This is a genomic window from Acinetobacter sp. V2, assembly GCF_001188385.1.
Classification (GTDB): Bacteria; Pseudomonadota; Gammaproteobacteria; order Pseudomonadales; family Moraxellaceae; genus Acinetobacter; species Acinetobacter oleivorans.
Genome location: NZ_JZFB01000001.1, coordinates 627,923 through 640,010 on the forward strand (window position 1 = coordinate 627,923; position 12,088 = coordinate 640,010).

At 39.9% G+C, this 12,088-nt stretch carries 12 protein-coding genes; 5 read left to right on the forward strand and 7 right to left on the reverse strand.

Features of this window, described 5'->3' with window-relative positions; genetic code table 11:
* From antC to antA, 3 genes are all read right to left on the reverse strand, one after another.
* Positions 1-890, reverse strand: an 890-nt coding sequence (antC, locus tag UC75_RS02930; protein WP_228137043.1) for an anthranilate 1,2-dioxygenase electron transfer component AntC, incomplete at its 3' end; no start/stop codon positions are given.
* A gap of 5 nt (positions 891-895) precedes the next feature.
* A complete protein-coding gene (antB, locus tag UC75_RS02935) occupies positions 896-1,387 on the reverse strand; it encodes an anthranilate 1,2-dioxygenase small subunit (protein WP_004701688.1) in 492 nt (163 codons plus the stop codon).
* Positions 1,388-1,389: 2 nt separating this feature from the next.
* Positions 1,390-2,805 (reverse strand): anthranilate 1,2-dioxygenase large subunit, encoded by a 1,416-nt coding sequence (gene antA / locus UC75_RS02940; RefSeq protein ID WP_049836623.1) that lies wholly within the window; start codon positions 2,803-2,805, stop codon positions 1,390-1,392.
* A gap of 219 nt (positions 2,806-3,024) precedes the next feature.
* On the opposite strand from antA, the gene UC75_RS02945 reads away from it, so the two are divergent.
* The 4 genes from UC75_RS02945 to UC75_RS02960 all read left to right on the forward strand — a co-directional run bounded on the left by UC75_RS02945 (position 3,025) and on the right by UC75_RS02960 (position 5,655).
* A complete protein-coding gene (locus UC75_RS02945; RefSeq protein WP_049836624.1) occupies positions 3,025-3,375 on the forward strand; it encodes a winged helix-turn-helix domain-containing protein in 351 nt (116 codons plus the stop codon).
* Between the two features lie 180 nt (positions 3,376-3,555).
* The gene (gene modA, locus UC75_RS02950; RefSeq protein WP_049836625.1) at positions 3,556-4,341 is read left to right on the forward strand and encodes a molybdate ABC transporter substrate-binding protein; all 786 of its coding nucleotides are present in this window, start codon (positions 3,556-3,558) and stop codon (positions 4,339-4,341) included.
* Positions 4,338-5,030: a molybdate ABC transporter permease subunit gene (gene modB, locus UC75_RS02955; RefSeq protein ID WP_049836626.1), complete on the forward strand. Its 693-nt coding sequence runs from the start codon at positions 4,338-4,340 to the stop codon at positions 5,028-5,030. The genes modA and modB overlap by 4 nt, the downstream gene beginning before the upstream one ends.
* Before the next feature lie 4 nt (positions 5,031-5,034).
* Positions 5,035-5,655 carry an ATP-binding cassette domain-containing protein gene (locus UC75_RS02960; protein WP_049836627.1) on the forward strand — a complete coding sequence of 207 codons (621 nt, stop codon included), beginning with the start codon at positions 5,035-5,037 and terminating at the stop codon, positions 5,653-5,655.
* A 43-nt stretch (positions 5,656-5,698) separates the two neighbouring features.
* Here UC75_RS02960 and UC75_RS02965 read toward each other — a convergent pair whose 3' ends face one another.
* Together UC75_RS02965 and UC75_RS02970 are read right to left on the reverse strand one after the other, a co-directional pair.
* The gene (locus UC75_RS02965) at positions 5,699-7,303 is read right to left on the reverse strand and encodes a PepSY-associated TM helix domain-containing protein (RefSeq protein ID WP_049836628.1); all 1,605 of its coding nucleotides are present in this window, start codon (positions 7,301-7,303) and stop codon (positions 5,699-5,701) included.
* A 2-nt stretch (positions 7,304-7,305) separates the two neighbouring features.
* On the reverse strand, positions 7,306-7,596 hold the full coding sequence (locus UC75_RS02970) for a hypothetical protein (protein ID WP_049836629.1): 291 nt from the start codon (positions 7,594-7,596) through the stop codon (positions 7,306-7,308).
* A 410-nt stretch (positions 7,597-8,006) separates the two neighbouring features.
* Between UC75_RS02970 and UC75_RS02980 the strand changes: the two genes are divergently transcribed.
* A complete protein-coding gene (locus UC75_RS02980; RefSeq protein WP_049836631.1) occupies positions 8,007-8,738 on the forward strand; it encodes a 4'-phosphopantetheinyl transferase family protein in 732 nt (243 codons plus the stop codon).
* Between the two features lie 41 nt (positions 8,739-8,779).
* On the opposite strand, the gene entS is transcribed toward UC75_RS02980, so the two are convergent.
* The gene (gene entS / locus UC75_RS02985) at positions 8,780-10,030 is read right to left on the reverse strand and encodes an enterobactin transporter EntS (RefSeq protein ID WP_049836632.1); all 1,251 of its coding nucleotides are present in this window, start codon (positions 10,028-10,030) and stop codon (positions 8,780-8,782) included.
* A partial coding sequence (locus UC75_RS19925) for an AMP-binding protein (protein WP_228137044.1) occupies positions 10,027-12,088 on the reverse strand: 2,062 nt, incomplete at its 5' end. The genes UC75_RS19925 and entS, both read right to left, overlap by 4 nt.

A 12,088-nucleotide genomic window follows, 5' to 3' on the forward strand; every position in this document is an offset into this window, starting at 1 on the left:
TCTTTATTTAAGTGCTCATGAATATAGCCAGCTTTACCTTGCCAAGCTTCGGTTGCTTTAGTCACAATCGGGTGATAACTAAAGTTTGGTAGCTGTTCAGCATAGGCATGTAAACGCTGTTGTTCACACAAGTCAGTTTCATTATTTACGCCGTAATACAACTGAACGGCAGGTGAGTTAGGCTGTTCAACCAAGTTATCTAGCATTCCCAAGAAAGCCGATAACCCTGTTCCACCTGCCACAAAAACCAGTGGTCGCTGTACTTCACGTAAATAGAAACTACCAAGCGGGGCTTCAATAAGTAGGGTTTGTCCGACCTGACAACGATCACGCAAAAAATTACTCATAACACCGTCTGGCAAAAGACGAATTAAGAATTGCAATTGATTGGTTGCGTTTGGTCTGTTTGCAAATGAATATGAGCGCCAATCTTCAGTATCTGGAATTTGCAAACGAGCATATTGACCCGGTAAAAACTGAAGTTGTTCAGCATGACTGCTTGCATCAAGATGTAAGATTGCTGTCGTTTCAGAAACCAGCTCAACCGCAGTGACTTTGGTTTCAATTTTTAAGGTATCACCAGCGTTACAGATCGCAGAATCATGATCGAAATAAAAAGCTGCATCTGATTTCACACGTGTCTGGCAAGCTAACATTTTACGCTCAGCCAAATCACGCTCACTTAATGCGTCTTCATCAACATATTCTTGTTCATAAATACCAGTTTCACACTGACCCTGACAGGTACCACAAACACCTTCACGGCAGTCCAGCGGTAGGTTAATTCCTTGGCGAACTGCTGCATCAAGCAACAATTCGTCGTTATTTACCGAAATGAAAAAGGTTTTGCCATCGGCAAAGTTAAGTGCAACTGAATGTCCCATTTTCATTCCCCTTAAACGTGATAGAAGTCTAAAACGGAATCAATTTTGTCATTAAGCAAAATGCTGTGCTGACGACGAATACGGAAACCATCTGCTGTTTGGCGTAAAAGATAAGTAGCGTGTCCGTAAAAACAACCTTCTAATCCTTGACGGTTATAGAGCGTTTGCCATGCGACTTTTGCTTCAATTAATCCATCATCCAGTGTTTTAACTCGAATGTTATTCATGCTGTGTAACGTACGTGGTAACGGTGTTGCAGACGCAGCTTTTCCTGTACGAATACGGAATACACGGTCTTCGAGTCCTGTACGGTCTGCATAATAAATATAAGACAAACCCTGATTTGGATCTTGAACATAATTATGGTCATCAATCCACTGTGGAATATGATATTCACTATCTTCATCGTAAAGCTCTAGATAGGCATCCCAGTCATAAGCATCACAAAGTTCTGCTTTTTTGTACAAAAACTGAGATACAGCAAAATTTAGTTCTTGTGACATGGTTACACCTCATCCATTACGGCATTGTTTTCAAAAGTAATATCCTGCATTTTTAAGGCTTTCTTGTTTAATCCGTCGAGCATTAGACGTTGCCAGTGTCCATGCTGGTTTACATAGAGTCCTTCGTGGGTAAACTCTCGGCCAGTAATGACGGGTTGAATGCCTAAATCTTGTGAGTTTTTGGTCGCGCCATATTCCCAAGACTGACAGCCGCGAGAAATATCGCTCCAACGTTCAAGTCGTGCTTGGAAACCCTTTTGCTGTTCACGGAATTCAACTAAATCGTCTGGTGTACCAAGGCCTGATACGTTAAAGAAATCTTCAAACTGGCGAATACGGTTACGGCGCGCTTCAGCAGATTCGCCTTTAACCCCAATGCATTGACTGATGACTTCGGTTTTATTCCATGCCACTGGACGAACAATACGAAGCTGAGAACTAATTTGGTCCATAAAAAATAGGCTAGGGTACAAGTTCAAGTTTCTTAAACGATGCATTGCCCATTCAGCATATTTGTCGCCATATTTTTCGACCATATACGGCATAACCGTGCTGTAACCCGGACGAACTGTTGGGTTCGGCATGTCACTAAACAACACACTATGACCATTTTTAAAACTAAACCAACCATCATCAGTTTCTGAATCACCAGCACCTAACTTGCTATAGTCAAGCGTATCGAGTTCTTCACCTTTTGATGCATTGACTTGTTGCCGGTGTTGGACTGTAGAGACATAGTTATAGTGAACAGTACTTACATGATAGCCATCTAAGCCATTTTCATTTTGTAGCTTCCAGTTACCTGCAAAGGTATAAGATGACTTACCTTGTAATACTTCGAGTTCACCTGTTGGCGACTGATTAACCATTAAATCAAGAAACAGTTTTGCATCGCCCAAAAAGTCTTCTAGAGAATCTGTTGCTTGATTATCAAGGCTTACAAATACAAATCCACGATAGCTGGCAATACGGCCTTGTTTTAAACCACGGCTTGATTTATCAAAATCTTCACAATATTCACCAGGTGCTTTGACTTTCACCAAGCGGCCATCTGACTTGTAGCACCATGCGTGGAATGGACAAGTAAATGTAGATTGGTTGCCTTTAGCAACACGGGTTAAGGTCGCGCCGCGATGCTCACAAGCATTGACCATCGCGTGTAATTCGCCTTTACCATCACGACTCACAATAATCGGTTGACGACCAATTTGAACTGTTAGGAAATCATGATTGTTTGGAATCTCACTTTCGTGACATGCATAAATCCAAACCTTTTCAAAAATAAGTTCCATTTCCAAGTCAAATAGTTCAGGCTCAGTAAACATATTACGTGCAATACGGAACACGCCATCGTTAGGACGGAAGTCGATACATCCATCTACAAAATCATTCCATTGTTTTAAATTAGATGAGGTCATTTGCTCAATCCTATTCATTCAGCTTTTAACTGATTGAACCGCGATTAGGTCTTTACCTCTATCCGTTTTTTCCAGATCTTTATCCACTTTGTGCAGTTTTGATTTTTTAATAAGACTATTTTTAGGAAAGAGTAGAGATTTAAATTTGTATATGTCTTAGCTTGTTAAACTTCCCTATAATGTTAGTGAGCATAAAATAAACTTTTGTGAACTAAGTCTATGAAAGAACAAAATTTAAAATTACAGATTAGAATTCTTTTAGAGCAGAACATTGCATTTGGACCAGGTAAGGCAGACTTACTTGAAGCAATTGAGAAAACTGGTTCGATCTCACAAGCTGCAAAATCTATGAATATGAGCTACCGTCGTGCATGGCAGTTGGTAGACACCATGAATCAATGCTTCGAAACAGCTTTAGTTGAAACTCAAACAGGCGGAACACATGGTGGTGGGGCAGCCGTTACAGCTTTGGGCCAGAAAGTCTTAGAACACTATCGCCAAATGGAAATCAATGCTCGACAAGCCTTAGAACATGATTATCAAATTATGAGTAGCTATTTAAAGAAATAAGATGAGAAATATTTTATAAATCAAAGAATTTAAGAGCGAATCAGTTTTGCTTAACTATAATTTTTAATTGTTCAGAAAAAATATCTATCTTTATAAATAATTTCTACTTTTCATCGTCTATGCTTATCGCTATATTCTTGAGTATATATCGCTGCAAAAAACGACAAAAAGGTAGACATAATGGTAAGTGATACGAAGATAAAAAAGTTGGCTTTAGCCTGTTCGGTGCTCAGTATAGGATTGGTCTTTAATGTTCCAGCCAAGGCTGAATCGGTTACCGTTTATGCAGCAGCGAGCTTAACGAATGCGATTAACGATTTAGAAAAAATTTACGAAAAACAAAATAAAGTAGAAGTTAAAACCTCATATGCAGGTTCATCGACATTGGCGAAACAGATTGAAGCGGGGGCACCAGCTGATGTATTTATCTCTGCTGATACCCAGTGGATGGATTATCTGAAAAATAAAAAACGAGTTGCAGCAAATGACCGTATAAATCTATTAGGCAACCGTCTGGTTCTAATTACCCCTAAAGGGCAGTCACTAAATGTAAAACTAGATAAAACGACCGATCCCAATAAAGTATTTACAGGCAAGATTTGTACAGGGGATACCAAAAGTGTGCCTGTAGGCAAATATGCTAAACAAGCTTTTACTAACCTAGGTTGGTGGAGCCGTATTGAGCCAAAGTTAGTTGAAACAGAAGATGTTCGAGCTGCATTAAATTTTGTTGCGCGTGGTGAATGTCAGGTTGGGATTGTCTATGCAACCGATGCAGCAATTAGCAAAGATGTGAAGGTAGCTGGCATATTTCCAGAAAATGCACATTCACCAATTATTTATCCTGTAGGGTTGATTAAAAAGAACTCAAACTCAGCAAAGTTCTATCAATTTTTACAAAGCAACCAAGCTAAAGCAGTCTTTAAAAAATATGGCTTTAGTGTGCTAGCTCCAGTTAAACCATGATGTTTTCTTTAACCCCAGAAGAGCTCAGCGTGCTACAACTTTCTTGTAAGGTTGCAGCAAGTTGTCTTGTGGTCAGCATTATTCCTGCAATTTGTGTGGGATGGTTTTTGGCGCGTAAAGAGTTTTGGGGTAAGTCATTCATTGAAACATTAGTGTTTTTACCTTTAGTGCTACCGCCAGTCGTTCCTGGTTATTTGCTTTTACAAGTTTTTGGGAGCCGCGGCATTATTGGGCAATATTTGGCGCCACTTGGAATTGATTTCGCATTTAACTGGAAAGGCGCCGTTCTTGCCTCGGCAGTGATGGGTTTCCCGTTATTGGTTCAATCTATTCGATTAGCGATTGAACTGGTCGATCAGCGCTTAGAAATGGCAGCAAAGACATTAGGTGCCTCATCTTTAGGGGCATTTTTTCATGTCACGATGCCACTTGCCAGCAGTGGTATTTTAGTTGGTGCTATTTTATGTTTTTGCCGTAGTTTAGGTGAGTTTGGTGCGACCATTACCTTTGTGGGTAATATTTCAAATGAAACCCGTACTTTACCTTTGGCCATGTATAGCCTAATGCAACAACCCGATACCGAGGCCGTTATTCAACGGCTTATTGTTTTATCGTTAAGTGTGGCATTTTTAGCGCTATGGTTTGCACAATGGTTTCATCGTTATCAAAAGAAACGCTTAGGACGGTAAGGTTATGTTGATTGATTGCCGTTTTCAGCTACACATGGGGCAATTTCAGATTGAGCCTAGTTTTCAGTCAGATGCTTCTGTTATTGGGCTTTTTGGTGCATCTGGGTCAGGTAAAACGTCCATTTTACATGCTATTGCCGGACTAAACACACCGCATAGTGGAGTCATTAAAATACAGGATCAAACATGGTTTGATTCAGATCAAAACATTAACTTGAGTACCCAAAAGCGGCATGTTGGATTGGTTTTTCAAGATGCTCAGCTTTTTCCGCATAAAACGGTAAAACAAAATTTATTATTTGGTCTTAAGCACCTATCCCAACAAGAACGTCACTTCGAAGCAGATTACATTATTGAGTTATTAAAATTAGGGCACTTATTACAACGTATGCCGATCAAACTCTCAGGAGGGGAAAAACAGCGCGTGGCACTGGGTCGGGCATTATTATATTCACCTAAGCTGTTGCTACTTGATGAACCTTTATCGGCACTAGATGCGAATCATAAAGCTGAAATTATTCCTTTTTTTCAGAAGGTAAAAGAGGAAATAAAAATTCCGATGATTTATGTGAGTCATGATATTCAAGAAATTAAACAACTGACCGAAACAATGTGGATTTTATAATTTTTCATATTTCACACATTATTTCAGTCATTGATTTATAGCGTTAATTAGCCCATAAACTACCTGTTGGAGCAGATTTTCGGCGATCTTGGGCTTGTTGATAAAAACGCCAGAAAGCGAAAGCAAAAATGATAGCTAATAAATCAACCACCAAGATTTCTCCGCCATGTACCCATAAGCCACTTTGAGGAATGAAGTAGGCTAAAAGGGATGTAAGCGGAATCGCAAATAGCACTAAAACCAAGGTTAACAGCAGTTGTGGTAAAGCTTTTGCGTAGCCAATCGCAAAGGTATAAATCAAAGTCAGTAGGAAAATCGCATAATAACCATACATAAAGAGGTGATTCATGCTTTCAATGTTGAGTGTAGCGAAAAGCCAACGACTGGCCAACATTGTACCTACGACAGCTAAAACACACCCTAAACATGCACCTATAGTTAAATTCGCAAGGAACACCACATCTTTACGTTGAACAGGAACAGGATCTTCAGCACGCTTTTGTTTACGTGCTCGAGTTTCAACCCAAAGGATGTTACCTGTATAAAACAAGAAAGCGCCACCGACACCTAACACAAAATAAATCCAACGTACGCCCGTACCACCAAAACTTCCAAAATGTAGACTAAACATGGCGTTGATTAACTTATTCCCAGCATCAGTCTGTGTGTTAATGCCTTTATGATTAAAGTGCTCAACTGCATATGGATTCATACGCATAAAGTCATGATTTGCACCGCGCAACATCTGATCTGAACTATACAGGGCAATACGTGCATTGGCTTTTTCAGGTTTGTCTAGGCCACTGAACTGGATATAGTCAACTGAATATTCAGGCGCTACTTTTTTAGCTTGAGCTAATATTTGCTGCACATCAATGTGCGTTTGTTTAGGTTGAATAAGCGCAGGGGGAGAACGCTGAAAAACAGGCTGTCCTTTGAGTGCAAGTTGTCCAATCGCATCATAAAAAAGGTCATGAAAAGCAAAGACAATAACGCTAATACTAATAATGATGTGGAACGGTAAGCTCGTAATTCCAATCACGTTATGCGCATCTAACCAAAAGCGCTTTTTATTTTTGCCAGGCCGAATAACAAAATAATCCTTTACCAAGGTTGGTAAAAGTATGATCACTCCTGAAAGCAGGGCAAGAAAATATAAAATTGAAACCACGCCCATCACATAGAGACCTAATCCGTGATGGCCTGCCATGCCCGGTATGCCTGCTGTTTCATGCAACTGTTCAATTAGCCAGCCTGCTTTAGATAAGTTTTCTTGAGCAACAATTAACTCGCCGTTGTTATCTAAGCTTGCCATCCACGTAGACTGAGCAGCATTAAAACCATCGCCACGTTCATGTTGGCTCCAAGTAATGGGTGCATAGTGAAATTCATTGGACGATAAATTTAGTGTGAAGTTCTTTTGTGCAGCAGGATAGACGGTCTGTACTTTTTGAATAAGTTCATTATATTGATCGGGTGAGACTTTCGGTAAAACTTGCTGTGTTGGCGTAGCCCACTTACTAATATGGTGCTGAAACATGCTGAGCCCACCAGCAAAGAAACAGATAAAAAGCAAAATTCCTGCACATACACCCACCCAAGTATGCATGCTTTTTGCTAATTTCATGATGTCTGAACGTACTTTCATGTTTAACCCCGTAAGACAAAAATACAGCTATACGCTAGGGCATTCGCAATCAATAAATAGATAATCGCTTTTCGTCCAGTCGTAAAAAAATAACTGCCAAACATAATCGGCATCCAAACCCAAGGAACACTCCACATACCCACTTGCACTAATAAATCCATGGCAACATAAGGTTGGCCTAATAAAACAAACAAATTGCCAATCGCGATAGAAAGACTTAGACCTAAAACACCACCAGCAAAAGTTTTACTCCACCAGTCTGGCTGGATCGGAGACTGAATTTTAGCTTTCATGAAACCAGTTTCCGTTTAAAAAGCGCCATAAAAGGAAGAAACGACCACGCAAAAATGATGAGCATGAACCAGCAAAAAGCGGCAACCACTTTGGGTAAGCTTGCAAAGAGCGCAATAAATCCAATGCCTAATAGCGCTAGACCCAAATACTTAAAGAAAGTAGGAAGATGTTGAGACAACAGATTTTGGTTGCTATGACTACAATAGATACTGACCGCTCCTAACAGGGTCAAAAAAAGTCCTATAAGTTTCATAATCGCTGTTTATAAGTATTAAAGTCAAAATTTACCCAATAGTATAAGTAAATAATAATTATTATCAAATGATAAATATAATTATTTATGAATTTACAGTGAGTAAGTTAAGATAGGAGATAACTCATTAAAAATATTTATTTTGAATCGAATACAGTGAATCATTATCTATACATTCCTGAACAAATCAGTACATCAATTTATGAAATTTCGAACCCTATTTTTTTTACATCAGAGCTATTTTGTTATGGGCTAGATTTATCAAAAATGCAGCATTTGCATATAGACCAACGATTAGAGCATCCCCTAAAAATTGCTCAAGCTTGTGCCGATCGTAAAAATGAGTATTTATGTGGCAGGGTATTAGCTCAAGCTGTTTTAAATCATCATTTTGGTTTAGATCAGCCAATAACCTCTATGCACGAACATTTGCCCATTTGGCCATCCCATGTTTTGGGGAGCATTAGTCATTCACAAAATAAGTTAATTGTTGCGCTATCTAATAATTCGGTTTATTTGGGAATTGATATTGAGCACTGGGTGACCTCAGAATTTGCTCAAGAGAGCGCACATCTTATTTTAACGCCATCTGAGTTTAATTTATGGAAAGGTAAAGCGGCAGAGTTTTTTGATTTTGCCCGTTATGTGAGCTTAATTTTCTCTGTAAAAGAAAGCCTATATAAAGCGGTTTATCCTACTGCAAAGCAATATATCGATTTCTTAGAAGCATCTATCGTTGATATTAATTTAAAAAATCAAACATTAACGCTAACTTTTTTGCCAGAAATTCAACAACGCTATGAACTCTTAGAACAATATCAAGGTGGCTGGGCTGTAGAGCAAGACCATATTATGACTTGGGTTTTTCAGGCACGAAATTTTGCTTAAAATAAAAGAAGGCAACGAATTGCCTTCTTTTTATGTAGGGTTTAATTTTCTTGTAACTTAGGATCTTGGAATCCTGTTTCACGCATATCTTGAGAGTTGAATAGGAACATAAATCCTACTGCAAAGCTTAGTATGCCAAAGAAGAGGATACTTCCTGATATTGGTAAGAAACGCGTTAAAAGACCTAAAGTTGTAGTGGCAATCGAATCGCCTAATGCATCTTGTGCAAGCCAGATTGAATTAATACGCCCTAAATATTCATCAGGTGTATGTCCTTGCACAATACTGTATTGAAGCAAGTTGGCAATCGACATCAAATATCCAAACACACACAAAATTGGTAAAGTCACGATGAGCCAAGGTGAAAGCCCAATCATAATCATACAGCTAAAAACACCTAAGCACGTATAGAGCATAACTAAGCCGGGTCTAAGTAACCGTGTTGTCCATCCACTCAGTAAGGCACCTAAAGTCGAGCCTAAAGGCACAGCTGAATACATAAGTCCGAGTTCAAATGCGCCGCCGTGAAAAATTTCATCTGCCATTTGCGGAAAAATAATACGAATAGCACTGCTAAAACTGAGCAATGTTCCAATTAAAATAGTACTACCGACTACTTTATTTTTAAAAACGAATTTAAACCCTTGAGCTAATTGACGAAGAGGACTTTCGCCATTTGATGTATGTTGCGGTTTAAGGGCAGGTAGCCCCATTAATAAAAACACAGTAAGTAAAGTACCCACCGTTGAGACCCAATACACAGTTGCAACACCACTAGTAGCAATTAATATACCGCCGATTGCTGGTGAAATAACAGTTGCAAGCCGTACAGATACCATACTGATCGCACGGGCTTGTACAATATTTTCGCGCCCTACAATCACAGGCATGATCGCCATCATTGCCGTTACACCGAGTGCACCAAAGAAACCATCCCATGCCGATAAAAAATAAATAGCATAGAGCGACGGGTGCTCAAACATGGCATTAATCGCGAGGCCAGCAAAGCCTAAGCCACATACACCACGTGCCAATAAAATTAGCCATTTTCGGTCTTTGCGATCTGAGAGCAAACCACCAAGCAATAAACCAATAAACATGGCAATGCCTTCAAAAGCCATTGCAACTGCAACGTTAAGCGAGTTACCCGTAATATCATAGACTTGTTTTGGAATAGCCACTACCAGCATGCCAATGGTTAACAATGACAATGTGCGGGCAATAAATACATGTCGGAAATGCGCATTACGTTTTAAAAGACTAAAGTCGGTCAATATAGATTTGAAGCTCATGGCGTGTGCTCCTCTAAACCGCGTGCCTGACAAATCATGCGGTTTAAAATCGGACCAAGTGTTTCAAGCTGCTGCGGAGACAATATATCGGTATGGTCAGCTTCACTTAGTCGAACAATATTGAGTTTTTTAACTAAAGGTGACCATTGTTGTTCTGGTTGGATATACTGCAGCAAGTCTTTTTCAGCGACAACTAAGTGTAGTTCACCATTAAACTGCGGCATTTTATAAGGTTTTAATAAACGGACGGCATCGCGATAGTTTGCAAAAATATCCTCTTGTAAACGACGGGTTTCTTCATTTAATGCCGTATCTGCATCGGCTAAAATATCATTGAAGAATTGAAGCTGTTCTTGTTCAGCTTCAGCATTCATTTCCTCTACCGACAAATCTAACCACTGATGAATTTCAGCAGGGTAAGTGTCTAATAAGCCGAGATAATCAACTTTTTCACCTTGTTCAGTTAACTTCGCTGCAACTGCATAGGCCACAGTGCCGCCAAGTGAATAACCTAGTAACGTATAAGGTCCTGTTGGTTGTTGTTTGCGAATAATCTCAAGTTGTTTTTCAACCAACTCATTCATATCAGTACTATTTGCCAATAGGCCATCTGGTCGAGGAGACTGCAAACCGATAATAGGCAAATCAGAATGCAAATAACGATTCAGAACCGTATATTGCCATGCTGAACCAGAACCTGGGTAGAAACAGAACAATGGATGCCCAGAGCCGGAACGGATGGGTAAAATAGGCTGCATGCCAGTTTGTTCAACTTCTGCCAGACGTTCTTGTGTAAGAAGTAAAGCTGCTAAACGTTGAATCGTGACATGACTCATTAACTGGCCAATTGGAATGGTACGCTTAAATTCTTTTCGGATTTCAATTGCAAGCTTCATCACCAAAATGGAATGTCCACCAATGGCAAAGAAATCTTCGTTAACACCAATATTTTGATCTGTATTTAGAACTTGCTGGAAAATACGTGTCAGTTCATGCTCAAAAGCAGTGGTGGCGTACTGTTTTTCTGTATTTGAAGACTCTAGCTGTGGTTGCGGCAGCGCTTTACGGTCCAGCTTACCATTATGACTTAATGGGAATTTCTCAACTAACACATAGTGTGTTGGCACCATATATGCAGGAAGCTGTTTCGCCAATTGTTTCTTTAGCTGCTCAATGTCCACAGGTGCTGTTGTTTGCAAGTAAGCAACCAACTGAACATCAGCTTTATTTTGTTCAGAAGAGATAGGATGTACAACCACATCAAGACCACTGAGTAAGCGTAATTGCTGTTCAATTTCACCCAATTCAATACGTTGCCCACGTATCTTTAACTGGTCATCAGCACGGCCCACATATTGAATACTGCCGTCTGCATGCCATCGAGCAATATCACCAGTACGGTACATGCGTTGACCTGCTGCGAATGGATTTGCCACAAAACGAGTTGCTGTTAAGTCTGCTCGATGCAAATAACCCATGGCCAATTGATGACCTGCTAAATAAAGCTCACCGTCCACGCCAACAGGAACAGGACGTAAGTATTGATCTAAAATATAAAGCTGGGTATTCCAGACTGGATATCCAATTGCAACGCTACTTTCTTGCGAATGTAGTCCCAGTGTTGCATCCATATAACTCACATCTACCGCAGCTTCCGTTGGGCCATATAAGTTATGTAGCTCACAGCTAAAGTGCTCGGTAAATGATTTTGCTAAAGCCGTTGGTAATGCCTCACCACTACAGAACACTCGGCGGATTGGCAAACTTTGACGCTGAGCAGATGGCAAAATTTCGGTAGCAGCATTTTCAAAAACAGCCAACATTGAAGGTACAAAATGTAATGTTGTTACCTGATATTTTTGAATGAGGCTTAATAATGCCAATGGATCACGATGTGCATCTACAGGTGCCATAACCAATCGTGCACCGACTAAATATGACCAGAAAAACTCCCATACCGAAACATCAAAAGTACAAGGCGTTTTTTGCAAAATCGTATCGTTGGCTGACAGTGGATACTCTGATTGCATCCATAAAATACGGTTCACAATGGCTTGG

Bases quoted from the DNA above. Each gene is read 5' to 3' on its own strand.
- antB (WP_004701688.1), bottom strand. From the start codon at position 1,387: ATGTCACAAGAACTAAATTTTGCTGTATCTCAGTTTTTGTACAAAAAA.
- antA (WP_049836623.1), bottom strand. From the start codon at position 2,805: ATGACCTCATCTAATTTAAAACAATGGAATGATTTTGTAGATGGATGT.
- UC75_RS02945 (WP_049836624.1), top strand. From the start codon at position 3,025: ATGAAAGAACAAAATTTAAAATTACAGATTAGAATTCTTTTAGAGCAG.
- modA (WP_049836625.1), top strand. From the start codon at position 3,556: ATGGTAAGTGATACGAAGATAAAAAAGTTGGCTTTAGCCTGTTCGGTG.
- modB (WP_049836626.1), top strand. From the start codon at position 4,338: ATGATGTTTTCTTTAACCCCAGAAGAGCTCAGCGTGCTACAACTTTCT.
- UC75_RS02960 (WP_049836627.1), top strand. From the start codon at position 5,035: ATGTTGATTGATTGCCGTTTTCAGCTACACATGGGGCAATTTCAGATT.
- UC75_RS02965 (WP_049836628.1), bottom strand. From the start codon at position 7,303: ATGAAAGTACGTTCAGACATCATGAAATTAGCAAAAAGCATGCATACT.
- UC75_RS02970 (WP_049836629.1), bottom strand. From the start codon at position 7,596: ATGAAAGCTAAAATTCAGTCTCCGATCCAGCCAGACTGGTGGAGTAAA.
- entS (WP_049836632.1), bottom strand. From the start codon at position 10,030: ATGAGCTTCAAATCTATATTGACCGACTTTAGTCTTTTAAAACGTAAT.